This window comes from Synechococcus sp. SYN20, assembly GCF_014279555.1.
Taxonomy (GTDB): Bacteria; Cyanobacteriota; Cyanobacteriia; order PCC-6307; family Cyanobiaceae; genus Synechococcus_C.
Genome location: NZ_CP047959.1, coordinates 535,936 through 559,427, shown reverse-complemented (window position 1 = coordinate 559,427; position 23,492 = coordinate 535,936). Strand labels below are relative to the sequence as shown.

At 54.7% G+C, this 23,492-nt stretch carries 29 protein-coding genes and 2 tRNA genes; 21 read left to right on the top strand and 10 right to left on the bottom strand.

All coding sequences use genetic code 11. From position 1 onward, the window contains the following. The first annotated feature begins 326 nt into the window (after window positions 1-326). Complete coding sequence (locus SynSYN20_RS02930) at window positions 327-1,784, top strand: glycoside hydrolase 100 family protein (RefSeq protein WP_186524665.1); 1,458 nt, start codon at window positions 327-329, stop codon at window positions 1,782-1,784. 74 nt (window positions 1,785-1,858) lie between these two features. On the opposite strand, the gene petD is transcribed toward SynSYN20_RS02930, so the two are convergent. Further along, window positions 1,859-2,341: a cytochrome b6-f complex subunit IV gene (gene petD / locus SynSYN20_RS02925; protein WP_006854933.1), complete on the bottom strand. Its 483-nt coding sequence runs from the start codon at window positions 2,339-2,341 to the stop codon at window positions 1,859-1,861. Window positions 2,342-2,418: 77 nt separating this feature from the next. Beyond that, entirely contained in the window at window positions 2,419-3,075 is a 657-nt protein-coding gene (gene petB / locus SynSYN20_RS02920) for a cytochrome b6 (protein ID WP_006854932.1), read from the bottom strand. A gap of 67 nt (window positions 3,076-3,142) precedes the next feature. On the opposite strand from petB, the gene ctpZ reads away from it, so the two are divergent. From ctpZ to SynSYN20_RS02885, 7 genes are all read left to right on the top strand, one after another. Beyond that, complete coding sequence (gene ctpZ / locus SynSYN20_RS02915) at window positions 3,143-4,441, top strand: carboxyl-terminal processing protease CtpZ (protein WP_255444392.1); 1,299 nt, start codon at window positions 3,143-3,145, stop codon at window positions 4,439-4,441. Continuing rightward, window positions 4,438-5,694 (top strand): HD domain-containing protein, encoded by a 1,257-nt coding sequence (locus SynSYN20_RS02910; protein ID WP_186524663.1) that lies wholly within the window; start codon window positions 4,438-4,440, stop codon window positions 5,692-5,694. The genes ctpZ and SynSYN20_RS02910 overlap by 4 nt, the downstream gene beginning before the upstream one ends. 27 nt (window positions 5,695-5,721) lie before the next feature. Beyond that, a complete protein-coding gene (gene minC, locus SynSYN20_RS02905) occupies window positions 5,722-6,432 on the top strand; it encodes a septum site-determining protein MinC (RefSeq protein WP_255444391.1) in 711 nt (236 codons plus the stop codon). 31 nt (window positions 6,433-6,463) lie between these two features. Next, window positions 6,464-7,279 carry a septum site-determining protein MinD gene (minD, locus tag SynSYN20_RS02900; protein WP_186524661.1) on the top strand — a complete coding sequence of 272 codons (816 nt, stop codon included), beginning with the start codon at window positions 6,464-6,466 and terminating at the stop codon, window positions 7,277-7,279. A gap of 4 nt (window positions 7,280-7,283) precedes the next feature. Next, window positions 7,284-7,568 carry a cell division topological specificity factor MinE gene (gene minE, locus SynSYN20_RS02895; protein ID WP_186524660.1) on the top strand — a complete coding sequence of 95 codons (285 nt, stop codon included), beginning with the start codon at window positions 7,284-7,286 and terminating at the stop codon, window positions 7,566-7,568. A gap of 7 nt (window positions 7,569-7,575) precedes the next feature. Continuing rightward, window positions 7,576-7,845 (top strand): response regulator transcription factor, encoded by a 270-nt coding sequence (locus SynSYN20_RS02890; protein WP_186524659.1) that lies wholly within the window; start codon window positions 7,576-7,578, stop codon window positions 7,843-7,845. Further along, a tRNA-Thr gene (locus tag SynSYN20_RS02885) sits at window positions 7,836-7,907 on the top strand. The genes SynSYN20_RS02890 and SynSYN20_RS02885 overlap by 10 nt, the downstream gene beginning before the upstream one ends. A 49-nt stretch (window positions 7,908-7,956) precedes the next feature. On the opposite strand, the gene SynSYN20_RS02880 is transcribed toward SynSYN20_RS02885, so the two are convergent. From SynSYN20_RS02880 to SynSYN20_RS02860, 5 genes are read right to left on the bottom strand one after another with little or no spacing between them, the layout of a single operon-like run. Then, window positions 7,957-8,097, bottom strand: coding sequence for a hypothetical protein (locus SynSYN20_RS02880; RefSeq protein WP_186525748.1), 141 nt, complete (start codon window positions 8,095-8,097; stop codon window positions 7,957-7,959). A gap of 8 nt (window positions 8,098-8,105) precedes the next feature. Further along, the gene (locus SynSYN20_RS02875; RefSeq protein ID WP_186524658.1) at window positions 8,106-8,723 is read right to left on the bottom strand and encodes an L-threonylcarbamoyladenylate synthase; all 618 of its coding nucleotides are present in this window, start codon (window positions 8,721-8,723) and stop codon (window positions 8,106-8,108) included. Continuing rightward, window positions 8,720-9,640 (bottom strand): peptide chain release factor N(5)-glutamine methyltransferase, encoded by a 921-nt coding sequence (gene prmC / locus SynSYN20_RS02870; RefSeq protein WP_186524657.1) that lies wholly within the window; start codon window positions 9,638-9,640, stop codon window positions 8,720-8,722. Before prmC ends, SynSYN20_RS02875 begins: the two co-directional genes overlap by 4 nt. Window positions 9,641-9,649: 9 nt before the next feature. Beyond that, a complete protein-coding gene (locus SynSYN20_RS02865; RefSeq protein ID WP_186525402.1) occupies window positions 9,650-10,756 on the bottom strand; it encodes a DNA-processing protein DprA in 1,107 nt (368 codons plus the stop codon). A gap of 29 nt (window positions 10,757-10,785) precedes the next feature. Next, window positions 10,786-11,235 (bottom strand): acyl-CoA thioesterase, encoded by a 450-nt coding sequence (locus SynSYN20_RS02860; RefSeq protein ID WP_186525401.1) that lies wholly within the window; start codon window positions 11,233-11,235, stop codon window positions 10,786-10,788. Window positions 11,236-11,287: 52 nt separating this feature from the next. On the opposite strand from SynSYN20_RS02860, the gene SynSYN20_RS02855 reads away from it, so the two are divergent. Then, the gene (locus SynSYN20_RS02855; RefSeq protein WP_186524656.1) at window positions 11,288-12,136 is read left to right on the top strand and encodes a universal stress protein; all 849 of its coding nucleotides are present in this window, start codon (window positions 11,288-11,290) and stop codon (window positions 12,134-12,136) included. 28 nt (window positions 12,137-12,164) lie between these two features. Here SynSYN20_RS02855 and psbM read toward each other — a convergent pair whose 3' ends face one another. Together psbM and SynSYN20_RS02845 are read right to left on the bottom strand one after the other, a co-directional pair. Then, window positions 12,165-12,275, bottom strand: coding sequence for a photosystem II reaction center protein PsbM (psbM, locus tag SynSYN20_RS02850; RefSeq protein WP_006854919.1), 111 nt, complete (start codon window positions 12,273-12,275; stop codon window positions 12,165-12,167). Window positions 12,276-12,335: 60 nt separating this feature from the next. Continuing rightward, the gene (locus SynSYN20_RS02845; protein ID WP_186524655.1) at window positions 12,336-12,803 is read right to left on the bottom strand and encodes a 2Fe-2S iron-sulfur cluster-binding protein; all 468 of its coding nucleotides are present in this window, start codon (window positions 12,801-12,803) and stop codon (window positions 12,336-12,338) included. Between the two features lie 243 nt (window positions 12,804-13,046). On the opposite strand from SynSYN20_RS02845, the gene psbB reads away from it, so the two are divergent. The 10 genes from psbB to SynSYN20_RS02795 all read left to right on the top strand — a co-directional run bounded on the left by psbB (window position 13,047) and on the right by SynSYN20_RS02795 (window position 21,126). Next, window positions 13,047-14,609, top strand: coding sequence for a photosystem II chlorophyll-binding protein CP47 (gene psbB, locus SynSYN20_RS02840; protein WP_186524654.1), 1,563 nt, complete (start codon window positions 13,047-13,049; stop codon window positions 14,607-14,609). Between the two features lie 21 nt (window positions 14,610-14,630). Further along, window positions 14,631-14,726: a photosystem II reaction center protein T gene (locus tag SynSYN20_RS02835; RefSeq protein WP_006854916.1), complete on the top strand. Its 96-nt coding sequence runs from the start codon at window positions 14,631-14,633 to the stop codon at window positions 14,724-14,726. A 135-nt stretch (window positions 14,727-14,861) separates the two neighbouring features. After that, the gene (gene nrdR, locus SynSYN20_RS02830) at window positions 14,862-15,338 is read left to right on the top strand and encodes a transcriptional regulator NrdR (protein WP_186524653.1); all 477 of its coding nucleotides are present in this window, start codon (window positions 14,862-14,864) and stop codon (window positions 15,336-15,338) included. Window positions 15,339-15,439: 101 nt separating this feature from the next. Further along, a complete protein-coding gene (locus SynSYN20_RS02825; RefSeq protein WP_186524652.1) occupies window positions 15,440-16,540 on the top strand; it encodes a 30S ribosomal protein S1 in 1,101 nt (366 codons plus the stop codon). 13 nt (window positions 16,541-16,553) lie between these two features. Continuing rightward, window positions 16,554-17,345, top strand: a complete 792-nt coding sequence (locus SynSYN20_RS02820) for an HAD family hydrolase (RefSeq protein WP_186524651.1) — start codon at window positions 16,554-16,556, stop codon at window positions 17,343-17,345. 37 nt (window positions 17,346-17,382) lie between these two features. Continuing rightward, window positions 17,383-18,642 carry a methionine adenosyltransferase gene (gene metK / locus SynSYN20_RS02815; RefSeq protein WP_186524650.1) on the top strand — a complete coding sequence of 420 codons (1,260 nt, stop codon included), beginning with the start codon at window positions 17,383-17,385 and terminating at the stop codon, window positions 18,640-18,642. 10 nt (window positions 18,643-18,652) lie between these two features. Then, entirely contained in the window at window positions 18,653-19,924 is a 1,272-nt protein-coding gene (locus tag SynSYN20_RS02810) for an FGGY-family carbohydrate kinase (RefSeq protein WP_186524649.1), read from the top strand. A 162-nt stretch (window positions 19,925-20,086) separates the two neighbouring features. Next, the gene (locus SynSYN20_RS02805; RefSeq protein ID WP_186518197.1) at window positions 20,087-20,374 is read left to right on the top strand and encodes a DUF2470 domain-containing protein; all 288 of its coding nucleotides are present in this window, start codon (window positions 20,087-20,089) and stop codon (window positions 20,372-20,374) included. Between the two features lie 19 nt (window positions 20,375-20,393). Continuing rightward, window positions 20,394-21,023, top strand: a complete 630-nt coding sequence (locus SynSYN20_RS02800; protein ID WP_255476340.1) for a ComF family protein — start codon at window positions 20,394-20,396, stop codon at window positions 21,021-21,023. Window positions 21,024-21,053: 30 nt separating this feature from the next. Further along, a tRNA-Phe gene (locus SynSYN20_RS02795) sits at window positions 21,054-21,126 on the top strand. 180 nt (window positions 21,127-21,306) lie between these two features. Here the strand turns inward: SynSYN20_RS02795 and SynSYN20_RS02790 are convergent. Then, window positions 21,307-21,501, bottom strand: coding sequence for a hypothetical protein (locus SynSYN20_RS02790; RefSeq protein WP_186524648.1), 195 nt, complete (start codon window positions 21,499-21,501; stop codon window positions 21,307-21,309). Between the two features lie 571 nt (window positions 21,502-22,072). Between SynSYN20_RS02790 and SynSYN20_RS02785 the strand changes: the two genes are divergently transcribed. Both SynSYN20_RS02785 and SynSYN20_RS02780 read left to right on the top strand, forming a co-directional pair. Next, a complete protein-coding gene (locus SynSYN20_RS02785) occupies window positions 22,073-22,549 on the top strand; it encodes a hypothetical protein (RefSeq protein WP_255476339.1) in 477 nt (158 codons plus the stop codon). A 458-nt stretch (window positions 22,550-23,007) separates the two neighbouring features. After that, entirely contained in the window at window positions 23,008-23,487 is a 480-nt protein-coding gene (locus SynSYN20_RS02780; RefSeq protein WP_186524646.1) for a hypothetical protein, read from the top strand. The last annotated feature ends 5 nt before the right edge of the window (window positions 23,488-23,492 follow it).

Sequence of the window (23,492 nt, the reverse complement as noted above, 5' to 3'; positions counted from 1 at the left end):
GTTCCTAAACTTTTCGGTTGTCCAGGTTCTAGCCTTGCGTCCCCTTTCAGAGACGTGCGGCCTGCGGTCTCGCGACCGCCTTTGAAACTTACAACATCGTGGGATCGCTCCCTCAATCTCGTAAGAACCCTCAGAACACTCCAAGCTTTCGCTCTTTACGTCCCGAGACTGCGCGTCGGAGCAGTGCTCCCCTGCGCAGTCCAAAACCATAACCCAATCACTGCCCTTTTTGCAACTCTCACCCTTCCTTCCGCATCTCAAGACTTGCTTCCACTGGCCAAAGCAAGCTCCATCACTAAGTTTTGAGCAATGGTTGCAACAGCACCTTGGCCGAACGCTTCAGCCAACAGAACCAGCGGGTTCGTCCCAGCTCCAAAGAAGACCAGGTCGTTCAAAAGGCCAAAGAGCATTTCGAACGCACGCTGATTCCCATTGCAGGCAGCCTTGCGGGCAGCGTTGCTGCTCTGCAGCACCCCAGTGCCGACGAAGCTCTCAACTACGGCGAAATCTTCCTGCGCGACAACGTGCCAGTGATGGTCTACCTGTTGACGCAAAAACGGTTCAAGATCGTCAAACAGTTCCTGCAGATCTGCCTCGACCTCCAGAGCACCACTTATCAAACCCGTGGCGTGTTCCCAACCAGCTTTGTTGAGGAGAACGGAGAACTCATTGCCGATTACGGCCAACGGTCGATCGGAAGGATCACCTCTGTCGACGCCAGTCTCTGGTGGCCAGTCCTCTGCTCGATGTACGTCAAAGCCAGTGGAGACGAAGAATTTGGATCCACACCTGGCGTCCAACGAGGAGTCCAACTGTTGTTGGATCTCGTGCTTCACCCCACGTTTGAGGGCACACCGGTGCTGTTTGTGCCCGATTGTGCCTTCATGATCGATCGTCCGATGGACGTATGGGGTGCGCCCCTAGAAGTTGAAGTACTCCTGTATGCCTCCCTCCGTTGCTGTGCTCAGCTCATGGAGCTCGGCCGACGGAATCAAAACAGTCGTCTGCTCGACCAACGCTTGGTGCTTACGCGCCAGTGGATTCATGACCTCCGCAAGTTTCTGCTGAAGCACTACTGGGTGACCAGCAAGACGATGCAAGTTTTAAGGCGAAGACCCACAGAGCAATACGGCGACAATCAGCACCAAAACGAATTCAATGTGCAGCCCCAAGTGATCCCTGATTGGCTGCAGGACTGGCTCGAGAACCGCGGTGGCTATCTCATCGGCAACATCCGTACAGGCAGGCCCGATTTCCGTTTTTACAGTCTTGGCAACTCTCTTGGCTGCCTCTTCGGACTTCTCACAGCGCCACAACAACGAGCACTATTTCGCCTCACACTTCACAACCGCAATCATCTGATGGCCCAGATGCCGATGCGTATTTGCCACCCACCCATGGAAACCCTGGAGTGGCAGAACAAGACCGGATCGGACCCTAAGAACTGGCCGTGGAGCTACCACAATGGCGGCCATTGGCCGAGCCTTCTCTGGTATTTCGGGGCCTCGATCCTCCTCCATGAGCGCCGTCATCCCAATGCAGACATCCTGCTGATGGGACAGATGAAGTCAATGCTGGAGGATTGTTACTGGAGCCAACTCAACCAACTGCCAAGGCAGCAGTGGGCAGAATATTTTGATGGCCCAACAGGCACTTGGATGGGCCAGCAATCACGCACCTATCAGACTTGGACCATCGTTGGATTTCTTCTGCTCCACCACTTCCTGAGAGTGAATCCTGATGATGTGGAGATGCTCGACCTTGACGGAACACCGGGGTCTTAGAGCAACAGCTCAAAAACGCCGCACATTAAAAAACCCCCAGCGATGAGCTAGGGGTTTTTTTTGAGCTAATCGGTTCAGAACAAACCGAGAGTGAGTGACTTGTCGATAGGCATCGCAGCACCGATTCCCAAATAAATGGTGGTAGCTGTACCGAACAAGAACACTGCCATCGCGATAGGACGACGGAATGGGTTCTGAAACTTGTTGAAGCTCTCGATGAAGGGGATGAGCATCAAACCAAGGGGTACCAAGGTTTGCAATGCAATACCCAGAAGCTTGTTAGGAACAACCCTAAGGATCTGAAACACCGGGTACAGATACCACTCAGGAAGGATCTCCAGAGGAGTTGCAAAAGGATCAGCCTTGTCACCCAGCATGGCTGGATCCAAAACAGAGAGCCCAACGATGCAAGCGATGGTTCCAAGGATCACTACAGGAAAGATGTAGAGAAGATCGTTGGGCCATGCAGGCTCACCGTAATAATTGTGCCCCATGCCTTTGGCGAGCTTGGCCCGCAGCTTGGGATCGGTGAGATCAGGCTTCTTGAGAATATGCATGGTGCGAAGCGGTAATGAACGAACGGTAAGTGGGAAAGTTCGAAACTTGAATCAGTGCGTAAAGCAACTGAAATGGATCACAAAGGACCAGAAATGCCCTGCTTACGGATCATCAAGAAGTGCATGAGCATGAAGACAGCAAGCAACCAAGGCATCACAAACGTGTGAAGGCTGTAGAAGCGAGTGAGTGTGGATTGACCAACGCTCTCACCACCACGCAACAGTTCAACCATGAAGTCACCAACAACTGGAATGGCAGCAGGCACTCCAGAAACAATCTTGACGGCCCAATAGCCAACTTGATCCCAAGGGAGTGAATAGCCGGTGACACCGAAAGAAACGGTGATCACAGCCATCGTCACGCCGGTGACCCAAGTGAGCTCACGGGGACGTTTAAAGCCACCCGTGAGATACACGCGGAAAACGTGAAGAATCAGCATGAGCACCATCATCGAGGCGCTCCATCTGTGAACTGAGCGAATGAGCCACCCGAAGCTCACATCTGTCATCAGGTACTGAACTGAGCTGTAAGCCTCAGCAACAGTGGGCTTGTAATAGAAAGTCATCGCGAACCCGGTCGCGAACTGAATCAAGAAACAAACAAGTGTGATGCCGCCCAGGCAATAAAAAATATTGACGTGGGGCGGAACGTACTTGGTGCTGAAATCATCAGCGATGTCCTGGATTTCAAGACGTTCCTGGAACCAGTCGTAGACAGGTGAGGAGTTCGCCATGCAAAGGTCGGTTTGGATTGCGGCAGTCTACCGATGACGCTCCAGCCGACGCGACAGAATGAAGCTGATGTTGCCGATTGTTAATTACATGAAAAAAGGCCTGCAGCAGCTGGCCTCCGGCTTGGCCGCCCTTTTGGTTTGCAGCCTCTTCATTCCAGCGCCTGCTCTGGCTCTCAACGACGCCCAGCAGTTGGTAGTTGAAACCTGGCGCCTGGTGAATCAGAGCTATGTCGACCCCTCGAGTTTCGACCGTATTCACTGGAAGCGTCTACGACAGAAGGCTCTCGAGCAAACGATCGAAACCAGCGAGCAGGCCTACAGCGCCATCGAGACCATGCTTGAGCCCCTCGATGATCCCTACACACGCTTATTGAGACCTGACGATTACTCCGTCATGAAGTCCAGCAACTCCGGAAGCCTGAGTGGCGTAGGACTTCAACTCGGCCATCACAACGATGAAGACTCAGTTGTTGTGATCGCTGCACTCGAGGGATCACCCGCCGCTGACGCTGGCGTGGTCAGCGGCGCCGCCCTGCTGGCGGTGAACGGAGAATCCACCGCTCTACTGGGACTTGAAACCACCGCAGCACGCTTGCGAGGGGATGTGGGAACGCAGGTTTTGCTGACCGTGCAACCCCCTAATGGAGAAACAGAAGAGCTTTCATTGGAACGGCGCAATGTTGACTTGCGCCCTGTTCGCACTCGGCGCCTTCGGAGTGATACGCATACCCTTGGCCACTTACGCATCACGCAGTTCAGCGAAGGCGTGCCGAAACAAGTGCAAGAAGCTTTGCAAGAACTCACCGATAAGGGAGTGGAAGGCGTGGTTCTTGATCTTCGAAACAACTCTGGGGGGCTCGTCAGCGGCGGACTCGCCGTTGCTGACGCCTTCCTGGACCAAGACCCCATCGTGGAAACACGCAATCGAGACGGGATTGCTGATCCCATTCAATCGAACCCAACCACGCTGTACGACGGTCCGATGGTGACCCTCGTTAATGCCGGCACCGCAAGTGCAAGCGAGATTCTTGCGGGGGCTCTACAAGACAACGATCGTTCGCTGCTGCTCGGCAGTGAAACCTTTGGCAAAGGGCTCATCCAGACCCTGACCAACCTGAGTGATGGAAGTGGTTTGGCCGTGACCGTGGCCGGCTATGTCACCCCAAGCGGACGTGACATTCAGGGGCAAGGAATTACACCAGATCGCTTGCTGGATCAGCCCGAGCCACTGAACCCCGGGGGCGAAGGAGACCGCTGGCTTACGGATGCAGCACGGGTACTGGAGGCCATCATCGATCGCAAGACCGCCGAATCTCTTCCAACAGCCGATGCCATTAATTCAGAGGAGATGGCAGAAACGGCATGAGCAGCCGCACCTATCACGACCCTCTTCATGGCGGCATCGCACTTCATTCAGACGACCCAGCTGAAGCGCTGGTGCTCGAGCTCGTTGACGCAGCCCCCTTCCAAAGGCTTCGGCGCATTCGTCAGCTCGGGCCTGCGTTTTTAACCTTTCACGGCGCTGAATCGAGCCGGTTCACCCACTCTCTTGGCGTGTTCCACATCGCGCGACAGGCCTTTCAGCGTCTGTTGGCCATGGATTCATCACTGGAACCTCATCGGGGAGTGCTCTATGCGGCAGCCCTGCTTCATGACTTGGGTCATGCGCCCCTGAGCCACACCGGGGAGGAAATGTTTGGTACTCACCATGAACGATGGTCCGCACGCATCGTTCGAGAGCACCCTTCGATCCGGGAGCCACTCGAACGATTCCAACCAGGAAGCTCAGAAGCTGTGGCTGCTCTCCTAGAACACGGCACCTCAGAGCGGAGAGTGATTAAAGACCTCGTTAGCAGCCAACTCGATTGCGACAGGCTCGATTACTTGCTGCGAGATAGCTACAGCACAGGGACGAGCTATGGCCAACTGGATTTAGGGAGAATTCTGGCCGCACTGACCCTGGCACCAGATGGAGAACTCGCGATTCATCCCAAGGGTCTAATGGCGGTTGAGCACTACCTCGTGGTGCGAAACCTGATGTACCGCAGTGTTTACAACCACCGTCTCAATGTGGTGTGCAATTGGCTGCTGGAGCAAATGATCCGCCTAGCCCGTGAGCTAGGCCCCGATCAGGTTTGGACAGATTCCACGATGCGCTGCTGGCTGTGGTCAGCCCATGAGCTCGACCTGGAGGCCTATTTGGCTAACGATGACCTGCGAACGGGCTATCACCTGTTGCGCTGGCGAGAGGAAGCCCCTCGCCCGCTCGCTGATCTCTGTGATCGGTTTCTCAACCGCCGACTCCTCAAAGCTCTCGATGTGGACAGCCTCTCCAAGGAGAAACAGCTCGAATGCTTGGCTCTCGCACGGGGATTGGCCGAAGCAAAGGGATTGGATCCGAGTTTGAGTTGCGGTCTACGCCATCAACAACTGCATGGATATCACCCCTATCGCGGGGGGCTGAGGCTCTGGAATGGCCAGCAACTTCAAGCACTCGAGCAAAGCTCAGCACTCGTTAAAAGCTTGAGCAAGCCTGTCAGCACCAGCTGGCTGATCTATCCAAAGCAAATCAGTCAGGAACTGAAACGAAAGGTGGGCCAATACCTGGCGCAGATTTAACGTCAATTTCCACTCTTGATCACGTCGGTGGCTTTGACCGAAGAGACCCTTCAAGCGGCATGCCATCGCCTGGTTCTGCCCACCAATCGGCACATCCCTTGGCAAGACACCCTGGAGGACCAACTCAATGGCCTTGAGGGCAAGGATCTCGAATTGGACAGCGGCGAGTGGTTACTCAATGGCCGGGTGCTTTCTGCCTTTCAAGCTCAACTAAAAGAACGCAGATGTCGATTGCTCTCGATCAAAAGCTGCAATCCCCTCACCGTGGTCAGCGCCAACGCCCTGGGCATTCCAGCTCAGCTCACCACCCCGCAGCTTGCTGATTCGCTTTCCAATCGCCCTGAAGAACAGCAGGCCCCAGCCCTATTGACGCATCGTGCAACCCTGCGATCGGGAGACCACCTCAAAGCACGCCACCACGTTTTGCTCATTGGCGATGTCAATCCTGGCGCCCAAATCAGTGCCGGGGGGAACGTTCTGATCTGGGGACGCCTTCGTGGCTGTGCCCATGCAGGAGTTGAAGGCGATCGAAATGCACGCATCACGGCATTACAACTCCGTCCCCTGCAGCTACGAATTGCGGATCTAGTAGCCAGGGGACCAGAGGAGAAACCCCAACCTGGACTTGCGGAGGAAGCCCGGATTGTGGATGGAGTGATTTCGATCGAGCCTGCTGATCCCCGCAGTGACTTGTCAATGCAAGAGCTTTCTGCCGATTCGAACAATCAAGAGCACTAGCCCTTAACCTGGCCAAATCCACCGCGACAACGTGACGTCAAATTCGCGAACAATCCTGATTTGCTCCGGCAAGGGTGGCGTCGGTAAGACCACCCTGACGGCCAACTTGGGAATTGCCCTGGCCCAGCGTGGGTCCAGCACCGTTGTCCTGGATGCCGACTTCGGTTTGAGGAACCTTGATTTGCTGCTAGGACTCGAAAATCGAATTGTCTATACAGCTCAAGAGGTTTTAGCCGAGACCTGCCGCTTGGACCAGGCCCTTGTGAAGCACAAGCAAGTTCCCAATCTGGCGTTGTTACCCGCTGGCAACCCGCGGATGCTCGAGTGGCTCAAACCAGAAGACATGCAGGCCATTGCCTCCATGCTTGAAAAACGTTTCGATTACGTGCTGATCGACTGCCCCGCAGGCATTGAAGACGGATTTAAGAACGCCGTTGCCGCAGCGCGTGAAGCGATTGTGATCACCACTCCTGAAGTGTCAGCTGTGCGTGATGCGGATCGCGTGATCGGATTGCTCAACACCCATGGGGTGAACCCAGTTCAACTCGTTCTGAATCGGGTAAGACCCAAGATGATGGCCAATCAAGAGATGTTGGCTGTGGATGACGTCACCGATATCCTGGCTCTCCCCTTGCTCGGATTAGTGCTGGAAGATGAGCAGGTGATCGTGAGCACCAATCGAGGTGAACCTCTCACCCTGAATGGAACAAAATCACCAGCAGCCAAGGCCTACGGCAATATCGCTGGCCGCCTTCAAGGAGAAGATATCCCATTGCTGGATCCTTCCAAGGAGCGTTCGGGCCTTCGGGCCACAGTGCGCCGCTTGATGCAAACGAAGATCTTCTGAACCGATGACTCTCCGTGACCTCGTCGACAAATTGCTGGGACGTCAACCAGCAAGCGCCAGTACTGCTAGAGACAGGCTTCAACTCGTTCTGGCGCACGACCGCAGTGATCTAAGCCCTGAGCTCCTCGACCAAATGCGTCGTGAAATTTTTGAAGTAGTGGCTAAGTACGTTGACATTGATCTGGAGGAAGGCGATGTGAGCCTGGAAACCGAAGATCGTGTAACGGCCCTTGTTGCCAACTTGCCGTTTCGTCGACCGGTTGCATCAACCAATCCCAAATCTGATTAAAGGGGGAATGGTTCTGGAAGCAGTTCCAGAACCCATGGCTGAGCAAGCCTTCACCCCCGCAGAAATCACCGTGGTCCAACTCCTCCTGGAGGGGCTTAGCAATCGAGCTATTGCTTCCAGGCTGGTGGTGAGCATCCGCACGGTTGAAAGTCACATCAGCAACGCACTCGATAAAAGTGGTTGCCGGTCACGACTTGAACTTTCAATGTGGTGGCTCCGCACCCATTCGGAGTCCACGAGAACGTGCAGCGGTAAACTCCCTTCAATGCCGGCTTAGCTCAGTGGTAGAGCAGCGCTTTTGTAAAGCGAAGGTCATCGGTTCAAATCCGTTAGCCGGCTTCAGAGAAGATCCATCCATCACGCTCAGCTCTGCAGCTCCACGGTGAGCTCAGCGGCTTGAACGACCTGTAAAAATCCAAATCCCAATGATGGCCAATAGCCATGGGAGCAAGTCCAAACCAAGCCATGGCGTGAGCAATTGGACCACAGGTTCAAACAGCCAGTGAATGGCGGTTTGAAGCAAAATCAACGAAGCAATCAACCAGAGCATTCAGGAAGGCTCACTACTCCTGCTGGCATCACAGCGCCTCTGCGAAGCCAATGCCAGCCTTGAGGTCCTCGCCAAGCAATCACTGAACTCGCTTGACAGGACGGGGCAGGCCAAGGGATCGGTGAAAGCAATGGCAAATCTGGAAAGGCTCGAGCCGCCTCTATTTCAGTTCGACTCGAGGGCTCTCCCGACACATTGGCACTGGTCGTAGCAAGCGGACCGCTGCAACGCAGTAGATCCAACATGGCCTTGCAAGCTGGGATGCGCAAACCAAGGGTTGCCACTCCAGGATTGAGGACTTCTGCAACGGGACCAAAAGCTGGTAGCACCAGGGTGAGGGCCCCTGGCCAGTGCCGTTGGGCAAGGAAACTGGCATCAGCTCGAGCAGCTGGGGAGACATGACACAACAACCCTTCAACATCAGCACCCATCAGAATTAACGGCTTGTCTTGGGGCCGTTTTTTTAAGCGCCAAATTTGAGCCGCCTGCTCTGGCGCCGCAACCAGTGCCGGAAGGGTGTCTGTTGGGAGTAGGGCGGCGCCCCCAGCACGCAAATGCGCATTGATACCGTCGCGATCCAACAGATTGAGAGGGTTGATCGTCATCGTTCCTCCATCGACGGATCGGAAGTTATGGATTGGCAAGCTCGCTGAGCAAGAGCAAAGCGGGGAATGCCCTGAAGGTCATAACGGGCTTCTGGCCGTTCAAGACCTGCATCAGTGAGCAACTCCAGCACCATCGCACTCTGGTCGTGGTGGTGTTCCAAGAGAATCCAGCCGCCTGGCGCTAATGCTTTGCGGGCATCCCGAATGATCTGCCTACAGCAGTCGAGTCCATCACCACCGCCACACAGAGCCAGATGGGGCTCATGGTCTTTAACGACGGGCTCGAGTTCATCGATCACAGCCGTTGGGATGTAGGGCGGGTTACTCAGCACAAGGCCAAACTGTCCCCACCATGGTTTGAGCGGTTCCCACCAACTGCCGCGATGGAGTTGCCAACCACTGTTGCCAGCGAGGGCCATCAGATTGCGTTCAGCAAGAGCAAGCGCACTGGCACTGGAGTCCACGGCATGCCCCTGCCAGTGAGGGAGAACACGGGCAAGAGCCACCGCCAAAGCTCCAGAGCCCGTTCCCAAGTCGGCCCAGATCCCTTCCAGATGGCATGCATCCTCTGGCAAACACTGCAAAGCGAAGTCGATGAGCAGCTCAGTTTCTTGACGGGGGATCAAGGCGTCGGACGACACCTCCAGCTCAAAATCTCGCCATGGACAAAGGCCAACCAAGTGCTGAAGAGGAATGTGCTGATCGCGATGCCGAGTCCAAAGATCCGTGAGGTCGTGCAACGGGGCACTCAGTTCGATCTCAACATCTGGGCAAATTCGTAGTTTTTGAAGATCACCCCAAGAGCAATCTGCGGCCATCGAAAGCAGCCAATCCAAATCCACAGCGCGTCCACCCCGACGGATCAGCTCACGCCTCCACACCAGTAGATCTGTTCCCTTGCAGCGAATAACGCCCATCTGATCAGATTAAACGGACCGCCAACGCAAACCAGGCTTGGGCTCGATGACACCCTCGAGCTCAAGCTGCAACAACTCATGGGCCACCTGCGTTGGACTGCAGCTCAGTGCTGCAGACAGCTGTTCAAGCGTGAGCCCTTCATCAACGCAACGCAGAAGTGAAGGATTCCGCTCTGCTGAAGACCGGGATCGGTCCAATGGCATCGACGCAGACCTCGCGGCGGCAAGCGGTCCTGGTCCAAGGACAGCCAGCAATGACTCAGGCGATAACAAAGGCGTTGCCCCCTCCTGCAACAAAGCATTGCTGCCCTCACAAGACCAACGCAGCGCATCCCCTGGAACCACCCAAACAGGACAATTCTGAGTGCGCGCGATCTGGGCGGATAGCAGCGAGCCGCTTGTCTCAGGGCACTCAACCACCACCAAGGCACAAGCCACACTCACCAACAGGCGATTCCGCAACGCAAAGTTGGATCGCTGCACCCGAGCACCGCAAGGCCATTCGCTCAACAACAAGCCAGCAGCCTCAACTTGGGCCTGCAGAGCCTCATGCTCAGGCGGATACACACGATCCAATGGCGTGCCCAAAATGCCAACCGGAAGTCCACCCGCTGCAAGACAACCACGGTGAGAGGCGGCATCAATGCCTTCAGCAAGACCACTCACCACGGGCCAACCAGCACGGGCGAGGCACTGACCAAGCGCATAGGCCATCCGACAGCCATGATCCGATGGTCGGCGCGTTCCCACCACCGCGACAGCCTTTTGAGCGGATAAGAAAGGCCAGCACTGCGTCCTCCCTGACCAGTGCACAGCAAGTGGAGGACGCTTCAACAAATCGAACGAGATCGGCCAGTCCTGATCCAGGGGAAACAGAGCATTGTCTGGAACCAAAAGGCTGGGGGACGTCCCTTTGCTCAACCGATAAGCCTCGACACGCGCCATCAAGGAGTCGGGCCAGCGCAGGGCTGCTTGCAAACGCAAGAGGGGCCATGACCACAGCTCTGCCAAGGTCACCTGATGGGCTTGAGCAACAGCCCTAAGAGCCCTAATCCTGGCAACACCGAGGCCGGGACATGAGATCCACAGCCACCACCAGCCACGCTCTCCCAACAGCTCAGAGCAAGTATAAATGTACTAGCACATTATTGGGACGGTCCTTGGATCAACAGCTCTAGCGCTCCTGCAACAGACGCTGGTGGTCGGCGCAAAACCTGACGCCTGTCTCCGTTGAGACGGACCAAAACCAACTCCACATGGGCCTCGAAGGCGCAATCACCATCGGCCCTTAACAGCTGCGTCTGCCAGCGCCAGCGGGGACCCTCTGGCGCAAGTGCGTGGCTTTGAAGCACAACCTGGTCGCCATGCATGAGGGCTCGCTTGTAGGACATCTCCAAGCGAACAACTGGCATTTCCAACCCTTCAAGCGCCATCAGTCGATAGGGCAGGCCTACCGCCGCGAGTGCTTCAACACGAGCCTCTTCCAACCAACCGACGTAGGCGCCGTGCCACATCACACCGCCGTGATCGGTGTGTTGTGGCAGCACACGCTTGTTCAATCGCCAAGGAAGGCGCGTAACGCTCTCAGTCACCATCAACACGGCCTGGAGCATCAGCCATAGGCTGAAGCAGACCTAACTCTTCATCGTGTTCAAGAATCTTCTGATTGCTGATTCCGGCAAAGGGCATGTCGGAGAAATGGTGCGGATGCTCCGTGACCTTCCAGGGTTCAGAGCAGCTCGTATCAACCTGCTCCACGTGGTTTCTGAGCAAGGCAAGGTCAACTCAGAAGACCACTGGACGACAGCAGGAAGCCTGCTGTCCAAGGCGGTGACTCAATTAGGCCTTGATCCGAGTGACGTGAATTCGATCATCCGCCAAGGGGATGCCAAGCAAACCGTTCTCAAGGTGGCTGAAGAAATCAATGCCGACTTAATTGTGATGGGATCCAGAGGCCTTGGTCGCCTCCAGTCGATCCTGTCCAACAGCACCAGCCAATACGTGTTTCAGCTCTCAACACGTCCGATGTTGCTGGTCCGTGACGACCTCTACGTCCGCCACGTGAATCGGCTCATGGTGACCATTGACGGAACTGGGGTTGGCGATGACGCACTCCGGATTGCTTGCGAAATGATTCGCGACATCCCTGGCGGTCAGCTCACTGGCGTTCACATTGCCAGGCAAGACTTATCAGCCTCCCGTGGAGGAGACAACAAAGCCGACGGCTTGCTGACTGCCGCAGTTCAACGCGCTCGGAGCATGGGCGTTGAACTGAAACCAATGCACGTGGCGAATCCGGACATTGGTCGAGGTGTTTGCCAAGCAGCCGAAGAGATCGGTGCCGACCTCGTGGTGATCGCGTCACAGGACAGGCGACCTCTTGTTGCAAGAGGTCTTGTGGATCTGGACAAGCTCCTTGGCGGCTCAATCAGCGACTACATCCGAGTCCACGCGCCTGCTCCGGTTCTTCTGGTCCGCGAACCAGAAAAGAATTAAACCGGAGCAGACCTGTGCCAGCAGTCGATCAGGAGGAACCTTCTCGGCTGTTGGTCTGGATGAACAAGACGATCAGAAACACCGTCGGAACCAGGACGAACATGAGGCTGGCAACGAAGCCGAGATCGTTGGTTTCCATGGGCGATTAATGATGCAAGGCCGAACGTATCATCGTTCGGGAGCAACGATGAACTTCAGCTCACCCCTCGTCACTGGGCGTAGCAGGCGAATCGGTTGCAGTCTCCTGTTCAGACCCTTCCTCCGCCTCGTCAGCGCTCTCGTCAATCGGCCATGACGTTGGCCCGGCTGGCAGGGCTTCAGCGCGAGCCGCTGCCTTTTTCTTATCAAGTTCCGCCAAGCGAACCTGCGGACGAGTCAGCACGATCACGGATTGCTCTACAAGTGCCTGACAAGCCAATCTCCAGGACTCAGGGCGACGCCTGAGCTTGTTGTCCTCAACAACGGTTCGAGCTGTTAGGGGGGAGTCGGCGTCGGATCCCACAACATCAACAAAACAGGTGATGCACTGACCACACCCACCGCAATTTCCCAGTTGCCCCTTCAAGCCGTAGAGCTCGATGTTTTCGCGCAGAGCGACATCACGCAGATTTTCACCTGGATAACACTCCACATCACGTCCCTCACGCAGAAAACGAATGACTGGCATGGAGTGCTCCAGCAATAAACGCCCACTTTGCGCCCAAAGGTTGCGTTTTGTAACCCCCTCAGCCAGAGCCGAATGCGGCAGCCAAAGGGCGGAAGCACTGACAGGACAGTGAGGAAAACAAATCAAGGGGTCTCAACACAAGACATTGCAGCTCGCGACAACACGCCCCACTCAATCGAGCGAACCCCTTACGATCGCTAGGTCTGTCTGCATCAGCAGCTCCGTTCCACCTGAACCTGACCCATGGGATTGCCCTGGTATCGGGTGCACACCGTCGTTATTAACGACCCAGGCCGACTCTTGGCCGTGCACCTCATGCACACTGCCCTCGTTGCCGGCTGGGCCGGCTCGATGGCCCTCTACGAACTCGCAATTTTTGATCCATCGGATCCAGTTCTGAACCCCATGTGGCGTCAGGGCATGTTTGTCATGCCCTTCATGTCACGACTGGGCGTCACCGGAAGCTGGGGAGGCTGGAGTATCACCGGAGAAACAGGAGTCGATCCTGGCTTCTGGAGCTTCGAAGGCGTCGCAGCCGCTCATATCGTCTTCAGCGGCTTACTCATGCTTGCTGCGATTTGGCACTGGACGTATTGGGATCTTGAAATCTGGCAAGACCCCCGTACGGGCGAACCAGCTCTAGACCTTCCGAAAATTTTCGGCATCCACCTCCTTCTTGCAGGCTTGGGTTGCTTTGGATTTGGTGCTTTTCACCTCACCGGTGTCTTCGGACCTGGCATGTGGATTTCTGATCCCTATGCGTTAACCGGTCATCTAGAGGCGGTTCAACCGTCATGGGGACCGGAAGGCTTCAACCCATTCAATCCAGGAGGAATTGTTGCCCACCACATTGCCGCAGGCATCGTGGGCATCATTGCCGGTATTTTCCACATCACGACTCGACCGCCGGAGCGCCTCTATAAGGCCTTGCGGATGGGAAACATCGAGACTGTTCTTGCTAGTGCAATCGCAGCTGTGTTCTTCGCTGCTTTCATCGTGGCAGGAACCATGTGGTACGGCGCAGCTGCAACCCCTGTTGAGTTGTTTGGCCCCACTCGTTATCAGTGGGATCAGAGCTACTTCAAAACCGAAATCAATCGCCGCGTTCAGACGGCCCTTGATGAAGGGGCCACCGTCGATGAGGCCTACGCTGCCATTCCTGAAAAACTCGCCTTCTACGACTACGTGGGCAACAGTCCTGCCAAAGGTGGCCTGTTCCGCGTTGGCCCGATGGTGAATGGAGATGGTCTTGCAACCGGATGGATTGGTCATCCTGTCTTCACCGACAAAGAAGGACGCGAACTTCAAGTGCGTCGTCTTCCCAACTTTTTTGAGAACTTCCCCGTCATTCTCGAAGACAACGACGGCATCGTTCGCGCCGACATTCCGTTCCGACGCGCCGAGGCCAAGTACTCCTTCGAACAGAGAGGCGTTACTGCAACTGTCTACGGCGGTTCTCTTGATGGGAAAGTCTTCACAGACCCTGCCGAAGTCAAGCGCTTAGCTCGCAAGGCCCAACTGGGAGAAGGTTTCGAGTTCGATCGCGAAACCTATAACTCAGACGGCGTGTTCCGCAGCTCGCCCCGCGGCTGGTTCACCTTCGGCCACGCAACCTTCGCTCTGCTCTTCTTCTTCGGTCACATCTGGCACGGTGCTCGCACCCTCTACCGAGATGTGTTCGCAGGAATTGATCCTGATCTTGGCGAACAGGTTGAATTCGGCCTCTTCCAAAAACTCGGCGACAAATCAACACGTCGCCTACCCGAGGGATACGTTCCTCCCACGGGATCCACACCCCTCAGTTGATCGCTCTCTAGGAGACTCTCGATGGAAAGCTTCGCTTACATCCTCATCCTCGGCCTGGCGATTGCCACCTTGTTCTTCGCAATCGCATTTCGCGATCCACCGAAGATCGGTAAGTAGTCCATCCAGCAGATCAAACCCCGCTCAAAAGCGGGGTTTTTTTATTGCTCAAATCAGATTCTTCCTTCACAAACACTTTTCAAGGGTCCACATCTTCTATACAGTGTGAACAATTCAAATTGGATTGATTAGGGCTTGCAGTGCCCCTCCTGCCAAAACACGGATAGCCGGGTTCTCGAATCGAGAGCAGCCGAGGGCGGAAGAAGTGTGCGCCGGCGTCGTGAATGCCTCAATTGTGAATTCCGATTCACGACATACGAGCGGGTAGAAATGGTTCCAATCACCGTGATCAAACGCAACGGACACCGTGAAATTTTTAATCGCAGCAAACTTCTACACGGCCTGAGCAGAGCTTGCGAAAAAACTGAACTAACCCCCTGCAAACTCGAAGCGATTGTTGACGAGCTCGAACTCAGTCTTCAGCAAAGCAATAGCCGTGAGATCACCAGCTCGGAGATTGGTGAGTTGGTGCTTGGTCATCTCAAGGGGCTTAGCGAAGTTGCTTATGTGCGTTTTGCCTCGGTGTATCGACACTTCCGAAGCGTCAGCGATTTCGTCTCCACGCTCGAAGGAATGAACGCAGATAAAGCTGAGCTCGCGGCACTCGTCTAAAAAGCCAGGCTGTTCTGTAAAATTAAAAAATACTGATTCTTTGTCGGCGGGCACTGGGTCATTTTTTATCGCACTGTCTCCGGGCAGACCGCCAACCATCCATGACTGTTACCCCAACCGATCCGGCTCAGGATCTTGCTGTGGAGACCACCACTCCCGTCGACGAGAGCACTGCCGTCGAAGCCACAGCAGACCAAGCCGATTTTGGAACGGATGAAGATCTCAGCATCCCGGAAGAGATTCCTACTGCCGACGATCCCAGCAGTCGTGCCAACCCTAAGGATTTGGATGGGGCCGGCTTCACCATTGATGATTTCGCCTCACTACTTAGCAAGTACGACTACAACTTCAAGCCAGGCGACATCGTTAACGGCACAGTCTTTGCGCTGGAAACGAAGGGGGCGATGATTGATATCGGCGCTAAAACCGCCGCTTTCATGCCCCTTCAAGAGGTCTCCATCAACAGGGTGGAAGGTCTCAGCGACGTGTTGCTACCCGGTGAGATTCGGGAATTCTTCATCATGAGTGAAGAAAACGAAGACGGGCAACTCTCTCTCTCCGTTCGCCGTATCGAGTACCAACGCGCCTGGGAACGGGTGCGTCAGCTGCAAAAAGAAGACGCCACCATTTATTCAGAGGTGTTCGCCACCAACCGTGGTGGTGCTCTCGTTCGGGTGGAAGGCCTTCGTGGCTTCATTCCTGGATCCCACATCAGTACCCGCAAACCGAAAGAAGAGCTGGTTGCAGACTTCTTGCCTCTCAAATTCCTTGAAGTCGACGAGGAGCGCAATCGTCTAGTGCTCAGTCATCGCCGCGCCCTGGTCGAGCGCAAGATGAATCGCCTTGAAGTCGGCGAAGTCGTGATCGGAACCGTTCGTGGCATCAAGCCATACGGCGCCTTTATCGACATCGGTGGTGTGAGCGGTTTGCTTCACATTTCCGAAATCAGTCACGAACACATCGAAACACCCCATTCGGTGCTGAACGTGAATGATCAAATGAAGGTAATGATCATCGACCTCGACGCCGAACGCGGTCGGATTTCCCTGTCTACAAAGGCTCTGGAACCGGAACCCGGTGACATGCTCACCGATCCTCAAAAGGTCTTTGACAAGGCAGAGGAAATGGCAGCTCGCTACAAGCAGATGCTTCTTGAGCAAGCGGAAGAAGGAGAAGAGCCATTGAGCTCGATGATGGTCTGAGCTGCATGAGCCCATGGCTCATTTATCTCTAAGAGGCCATTCACTTGGCTTGATTCGTGGGGTGCTGTTCGACAAGGACGGCACCCTTTCCCATAGCGAACCCCATCTCATCGAGCTGGCCGACGCCAGGATTGAGGAAATCATTCGCGTCTTTGCCTCCCGTGGCGCATCCACCGACGTCCAAGTCCAACTCCTGGGCTTACTGAAACGCGCGATGGGCCGGTGCGACTCCGGCTTGATTCCTGATGGAACGTTGGCCGTCGCGTCCCGTCAACACAATCTGTTGAGCACCGCCACCATCTTCTGTCTCTTTGATCTCAGCTGGCCTCAAGCGCTCGTGCTCGCTGAAGAGATCTTTGACAGCGTGGACCGCCGCCATAAGCACAACGCAACGGAAGCAAGCCTCAGCGCCAGAACCCCTTTGCCCCACTCAAAGGAATTGCTCAACGAGCTGCACAGCGCAGGTGTGATCTGTGCCGTGATCAGCAATGACACCCGCCATGGAATCGAACAGTTTCTTCAAGACCATGGCTTGAGCTCCTTCATCACAGGAATCTGGAGCGCAGATGACACCCCTTGCAAACCAGACCCAGGCGCCGTGCATGGTCTATGCAAAATGCTGGATTTGGATCCAGCATTTTGCGCACTCATCGGAGATGCCGACTCAGATCTGCTGATGGCACGCCGCGCAGGTATTGATTGTGCGCTTGGCTATGTGGCGGGATGGCATCGAACCCCCGACCTGACATCCCATCAACATTTGATCCATCACTGGCAAGAGCTAAGGGTTGAACAAGCTCAGTAGGGGCAACCCGTAAAATCTCATCACGCCCTAACTACTTATGAGTCGATACGTTTTCACGTCCGAATCCGTAACGGAAGGCCATCCTGACAAGATCTGCGATCAAGTCAGCGATGCCGTACTGGATGCTCTCTTAGCCCAAGACAGCACGAGCCGTGTGGCCTGCGAAACGGTTGTGAATACCGGTCTGTGCATGATCACAGGCGAAGTCACCTCCAAAGCGCAGGTGGATTTCATCCATCTCGTACGCGATGTGATTCGAGATATCGGCTACAGCGGAGCTCGAGCCGGTGGCTTTGACGCCACGAGCTGTGCCGTACTCGTTGCCCTTGACCAGCAATCACCTGATATTGCCCAGGGCGTGGATGAAGCCGATGATCACGAAGGTGATCCGCTCGACAAGGTGGGCGCCGGTGATCAGGGAATCATGTTCGGCTACGCCTGCAATGAAACGCCCGAGCTGATGCCTCTGCCCATCAGCCTTGCCCACAGGCTTGCAAGGCGCCTGGCCGAAGTTCGCCACAACGGAACACTCGATTACCTGCTCCCTGACGGCAAGACCCAGGTGAGCGTTGTCTATGAAAACGACAAGCCAGTTGAGATCGACACCATCCTGATCTCAACCCAACACACCGCAGAGGTGACTGGCTTAACCGATGAGCAGGAGGTGCGCAATCGCATCAGTGAAGACCTCTGGACGCACGTTGTGCTGCCAGCGACAGCTGATCTACCTCTAAAGCCCGATCGCGCCAATTGCCGCTATCTGGTCAACCCCACAGGCAAATTCGTGGTCGGAGGTCCTCAGGGTGATGCCGGCCTCACGGGTCGGAAAATCATCGTTGACACCTACGGCGGCTATGCCCGTCACGGCGGTGGTGCCTTCTCAGGCAAAGACCCCACCAAGGTGGATCGCTCCGCTGCTTATGCCGCCCGATATGTGGCGAAAGCACTCGTGGCAGCTGGACTTGCCAACCGTGTGGAAGTTCAACTGAGCTACGCCATCGGAGTGGCCAAACCAGTGTCGATCCTTGTGGAGTCTTTCGGCTCAGGCAAGGTGTCCAATGCAGAGCTCACCGACCTCGTGCAAGAGCACTTTGACCTGCGTCCTGGCGCCATTATCGAGCAGTTCAAGCTGCGGGAAATGCCTTCCCTCAACGGTGGTCGCTTCTACCGCGATACGGCTGCCTATGGGCACTTTGGCCGCCCAGATCTGAACTTGCCCTGGGAAAATGTCGCTGATAAAGCGGCATCCCTGAAGCAAGCGGAAGCGAGCCGCATCCAATCCGGAAGCAGCCTCTAGGTCCAAGACCATGAGCCAAGATCCGCTGGTGCTCGGCATAGACCTAGGCACCAGCGGTGTCCGCATTGCTGTCATCGACAGCAGCTGTTCTCTACTCCAGACCGAAAGTTCGCCGTACCAGATCGGTCTGATCAACCCCTTCGACTGGCGCGAGCGCTGTTGCACGTTGATCGGTCGCCTCAAGCCCGACTACCGACATCGCCTCAAAGCCATCGCCGTGGATGGCACCTCAGGAACGTTGCTGGCCTGCGATCAAAAAGGGTTACCTCTTGCCGAGGCCCTGCCCTATTCATTCGCATGCCCAAATTTCACGGCGCAACTCCAAGCGTTGAGTACACAGGGTGGACCCGCTTCAAGCGCCAGTGGCAGCCTTGCGCGGGCTCTGCACCTCGTCGACCAACACAAAGCTCCGCTCCTGCTTCGCCATCAAGCCGACTGGATTAACGGCTGGCTTCTTGACAATTGGAGCTATGGAGAGGAAGGTAACAACCTTCGATTGGGATGGGACCTCAGCAAAAGTGCGTGGCCAGACAGCTTCACAAGCCAACCCTGGTGGGATGCACTTCCAGAGATTCGCGCCAGTGGCTCAGTGCTTGGCCCCCTTTCGCCCCAACGCGCCATGGATCTAGACCTGCCAAAGGACCTGCTGGTCGTCGCCGGGACAACCGACTCCAACGCGGCCGTTCTCACAGCTGATGCTGACGACGACGAGGGCATCACAGTGCTGGGGAGCACCTTGGTGCTTAAACGATTCACCAATCAGCCCCTATCTCCAGGGCCAGGGACGTCTACCCATCGCGTGGGAGGTCGTTGGTTATGCGGAGGAGCCTCCAATGCTGGTGCTGCGGTGCTGACGCAACTGTTTCCTGGCATCGACCTCGCTGAACTGAGCCGTCAAATTGATCCAGATCAAAACAGCGGCTTACAGCTGCGGCCACTTCCCAAATGCGGAGAGCGCTTTCCTGTTGATGACCCCCACCTCGAACCCATCCTCACGCCACGTCCAGTCAGCGATTCCCTTTATCTCCACGGCCTTCTAGAGGGATTAACGCAAATCGAACACGCAGGATGGCAACGCCTCACAAGCCTTGGAGCCGATCCTCCGAGAAAGATCGTGACTCTTGGAGGCGGAGCGCGCAGTCCTCAATGGCGTCGTCTGCGCGAGCGCCAACTTGGTGTTCCGATTCGCAGCTGCAACACACCTCCAGCGGCAGGAGTGGCTCGTCTAGCTCTACAGGCTGTAAAAGCACCAGACAAGACGATTCATCTAGGGGAGAATTAAGCAAGCATCACCGATCCCTTGCCCAACCGACTTCGTGACGGCCTTGCCCTTGGCCTGTTCATCGTGCTTGCCGGATATGTGGGATTCAGCGGGTTTCGGCTCGCCATCCTGCTCTGGCAACGCTTCAGCTGAGCCACTCCCCCACCCTCGCCCTTTTCCACCATGACCGCTGATCCGCTTACCCCCGCTGTTAGCGAACGCATCTGTCGTCACATGAATGATGACCACGGAGATGCAGTGCTTCAGTACGCCCTCCATTACGGCGGAGTGAGTGCTGCAAACATCGCCACCATGACAGCAGTGAACGCTGATGCCATGAGCCTTGAGGTGGACGGGAAACCCCTCAGGATCCCCTTTGATCACACACTCACTGACAGTGAAGACGCCCACCGCACCATGGTGGCCATGCTGAGAGCCATGCCCTCTGACGGGAGCAAAGGGGAATCCTGAAGGCAGTCGTTCTGATGCCTTGCTGACCGCACTCCACGATTGCCTTCAAGACCTGTTCGTTGTGCCTTCTTGCCCGATTTGCAAGAAGGTGATCCATACCCATCAACACGCGGATCAACCTTGCAACGACTGCACGCAAAAGCTGGGCCTCATGGAAAGGGGGCTTAGGGGCGCCACTCCTGTTCGCTTCAACGCGGCGGGCTGGTATCGGGGAAAGCTACGCCGAGAGATCCTGCGCCTAAAGCTCAATCAAGACCTATCAGTGCTGAAGGCGATCACCTTTGCACTACGACGAACTCTTCCCGCCAAGGCTCTCCTGGTTCCGATCCCGAGCTGGAAAACGCAGAAGCGCGCTAATCCGCTGCCAGCATTGATCTGCCTGAGCCTGGGACGCACCACCAAGACGTTACTGAAACGCTGCCGGCCCACCGTGGGGCAACACCATCTCAGTCGCCGTCAGCGGCTTGCAAACATGCAATCTGCATTCGCGATCAATCCAGATCAACAATCTTGGTGCGTTTCAGAAACGCCCATCTGGATTGTCGATGACATCCTCACCAGTGGAGCCACAGCTCGAGAAGCACTCAACACGTTGAAAAGCGCTGGGTTTGGAGTCAGGGGATTGATCTGCCTGGGGCGCACCCCGTGATTTAAGATTCCGATGTCGTGAAAGCGACGTGCCGGGATAGCTCAGTTGGTAGAGCAGGCGACTGAAAATCGCCGTGTCCCCAGTTCAAATCTGGGTCCTGGCATTAACTGCGACTCGATCAAAACAGCAGCGCTGCGGACCAGGGGTTGCAGATCGATTGCCACGCCGCCCGAACGACGGAATCTCCGATCAACTCCAAGGTGATGGGAGCTGAGGGAGATCGCTAAGTCGCTGATCAAATAGCTCGTTTCTATTGATCTGCAGAAAGACAGAGCCTGAACAGCTAATCAATTTCTGGACGACGGCGCCCTGCATGGATGGTGGCAACCTCTGTAATCTCCTCAATCACTAAGCGCTTCCTCCATTCCTGTGACGCGTTCAGCAGCTCATCAAGCTCCTCAGACGTCATTTTTTTGTCAAGACCGCCAAGGGTGCCCTTGATCGCGCACTTGATGATGACCTCTTGCTCGTACGTCATGAAGCGAAAATTGCAACTGCCATCTTGCCGAAGAGGTGAGACCGCTTAATTCCTGATCAACCACTCCATACCTTTAAACCGAATGCATCAACCTTCCATTCCTTTCAGCGCAGCATTGAGACCAACGCTGAAAGGATGGAGAGCCACCAAAGGGAATTAAACGATTACGGATGCGAACCCACTGAAACAAACCGAATCAACTCAACTACCTTCACCTCAGAGTTAGAGCCAACAAACCGAGCACAAACAAATAGATTACAGAAAAAGCAGCAAGTTGAACAATTCCGCAAGTAAGACCATGAGTCATTAAAAGTATAGAGCATAACAACGACATCGCCAACAATTATGGTTAAAACAATGCAAACATATCTCTCAGTTCACGGATGAATAACTCAGAATCAAAGCGATCAAAATACAATCATAAAGACAAGACAACTAACAGGACTCTCGCTCAGAAAGGCCTATAGTGGTAAACCATTTTACCGACTATTGCCATGACTGGAGAATAATGAATAGCAAACTAAACAAAGAACTTGTGACAAGGTCACTACAATTGGCATCACTTGCTGAGATGCAACCTGACGATCGTATTGCGCGCATTGCTTGGGACAGAATCCAAGACGACTTAGAGAAAGCCGACAGCATGGTATTTGGAATGCAATATTGCGTTACCAATATCTCTGCATTCATCAAAACATCTTTCAAAGAAACCGAACACACCATCGCTGCTCTGAAATCATGCCATCAACTCATAACTTGCCTTGGATGGAACAAAGAAGAGGTCGTAACGATGGAAGAGTCAAACACAATCTTTATTGATTACATCATGGACGTTGTCTCCATGTACAACGACATAAAGCAGAATCACTGTGAAAATGCACAGTGTATTCTTGCCATGAACATGAATTCCATGCTCTTACAAGACCTCGAGTATGTAATGAAGCAAAGCCCTCAACGCCAACGCAGCCTTTCACCTGCGCTTGATACGGCAGCACAACTGAGGGGACAAATGATTCAGGTCTTTGGCTGGAATGCATCAAAGGGATGAGGGGGAACCGAATCCCCTAAATCACCAGGAAGACCACAAAGGCTCCAACTCGTGGCATTTCCTCTCCATTCAGCTCCTGGCCATTCACTGTGCAGCGTCCAACATACGCTGCTCTCAACCGATAAAGGCCTAAATAACCCCAACCTGTTGTACCAGGACAAGTGCCATGAAATCGAAAACTAGGCACATGGAAGGCCTGAAAAACTGATGAGACCTCACACGCGCGAGGTAAGCTCAGTGGATTAAATCATTCAGAAGAGATTTAACGAATCCAAATGGGTTTTCTACTTTCTAGTCGATCCGGCCATCTTTGTGTTGATGGGAAAAGGGTGTTAAAGCCGCACATTGATGGCCTATTTCCATCCGATCAGTTTTGCGATGGAGATCTATCAATCCCATCAACAGATCGAAATATTCTCACGATCTCTCAGTGCTTCCTAGATCTCTACATCAATCGGATGGGAATGCTGCAAGAGAAAAGGTCGAAAGGGAAAAAGTGGTTGCATTCCACTCATGAGATTGAAAAAGAGTTTGGTGAAGAGATCAAGATAGAGGATCCAGAACAGTCAACAAAAAGCTCACCCCCTTCGCCAGTGAGCCAGACAAGAGGGTGGCATGGATTTGCCATGCATACGTTGCATCGCTTCTTTTGGAAAGATTTTGACTGCATCAGAGGTTTACGTAAACTAGAAGAAACAGATGACTACCACTGGTGGCTTGAGAACAGCAGTGGAGATATGATCGATTTAGCCGAAGAACAATATCGAGCAACCAAGATACCCACATTAAGAGATCAGGGGAAAAAGCTCAAACCATTAGGACATCGATATTCTGCAACATCTAGAGTCATGGCACATAAAATTACAGAAGTCTTATCCTCCCGACATTACGATGCAAGAGTCATTGATCAGTACGCTAATGCGTACATGAGACGCTGAAAACA

Excerpts from the sequence above, each read along its gene's own strand:
- petD (WP_006854933.1), bottom strand. The coding sequence starts at position 2,341 with ATGCATATTCTCAAGAAGCCTGATCTCACCGATCCCAAGCTGCGGGCC.
- petB (WP_006854932.1), bottom strand. The coding sequence starts at position 3,075 with ATGGCGAACTCCTCACCTGTCTACGACTGGTTCCAGGAACGTCTTGAA.
- ctpZ (WP_255444392.1), top strand. The coding sequence starts at position 3,143 with ATGTTGCCGATTGTTAATTACATGAAAAAAGGCCTGCAGCAGCTGGCC.
- SynSYN20_RS02910 (WP_186524663.1), top strand. The coding sequence starts at position 4,438 with ATGAGCAGCCGCACCTATCACGACCCTCTTCATGGCGGCATCGCACTT.
- minE (WP_186524660.1), top strand. The coding sequence starts at position 7,284 with ATGACTCTCCGTGACCTCGTCGACAAATTGCTGGGACGTCAACCAGCA.
- SynSYN20_RS02890 (WP_186524659.1), top strand. The coding sequence starts at position 7,576 with ATGGTTCTGGAAGCAGTTCCAGAACCCATGGCTGAGCAAGCCTTCACC.
- SynSYN20_RS02875 (WP_186524658.1), bottom strand. The coding sequence starts at position 8,723 with ATGACGATCAACCCTCTCAATCTGTTGGATCGCGACGGTATCAATGCG.
- prmC (WP_186524657.1), bottom strand. The coding sequence starts at position 9,640 with ATGGGCGTTATTCGCTGCAAGGGAACAGATCTACTGGTGTGGAGGCGT.
- SynSYN20_RS02860 (WP_186525401.1), bottom strand. The coding sequence starts at position 11,235 with ATGGTGACTGAGAGCGTTACGCGCCTTCCTTGGCGATTGAACAAGCGT.
- psbM (WP_006854919.1), bottom strand. The coding sequence starts at position 12,275 with ATGGAAACCAACGATCTCGGCTTCGTTGCCAGCCTCATGTTCGTCCTG.
- SynSYN20_RS02845 (WP_186524655.1), bottom strand. The coding sequence starts at position 12,803 with ATGCCAGTCATTCGTTTTCTGCGTGAGGGACGTGATGTGGAGTGTTAT.
- psbB (WP_186524654.1), top strand. The coding sequence starts at position 13,047 with ATGGGATTGCCCTGGTATCGGGTGCACACCGTCGTTATTAACGACCCA.
- SynSYN20_RS02835 (WP_006854916.1), top strand. The coding sequence starts at position 14,631 with ATGGAAAGCTTCGCTTACATCCTCATCCTCGGCCTGGCGATTGCCACC.
- SynSYN20_RS02825 (WP_186524652.1), top strand. The coding sequence starts at position 15,440 with ATGACTGTTACCCCAACCGATCCGGCTCAGGATCTTGCTGTGGAGACC.
- SynSYN20_RS02820 (WP_186524651.1), top strand. The coding sequence starts at position 16,554 with ATGGCTCATTTATCTCTAAGAGGCCATTCACTTGGCTTGATTCGTGGG.
- metK (WP_186524650.1), top strand. The coding sequence starts at position 17,383 with ATGAGTCGATACGTTTTCACGTCCGAATCCGTAACGGAAGGCCATCCT.
- SynSYN20_RS02810 (WP_186524649.1), top strand. The coding sequence starts at position 18,653 with ATGAGCCAAGATCCGCTGGTGCTCGGCATAGACCTAGGCACCAGCGGT.
- SynSYN20_RS02805 (WP_186518197.1), top strand. The coding sequence starts at position 20,087 with ATGACCGCTGATCCGCTTACCCCCGCTGTTAGCGAACGCATCTGTCGT.
- SynSYN20_RS02790 (WP_186524648.1), bottom strand. The coding sequence starts at position 21,501 with ATGACGTACGAGCAAGAGGTCATCATCAAGTGCGCGATCAAGGGCACC.
- SynSYN20_RS02785 (WP_255476339.1), top strand. The coding sequence starts at position 22,073 with ATGCAACCTGACGATCGTATTGCGCGCATTGCTTGGGACAGAATCCAA.
- SynSYN20_RS02780 (WP_186524646.1), top strand. The coding sequence starts at position 23,008 with ATGGGAATGCTGCAAGAGAAAAGGTCGAAAGGGAAAAAGTGGTTGCAT.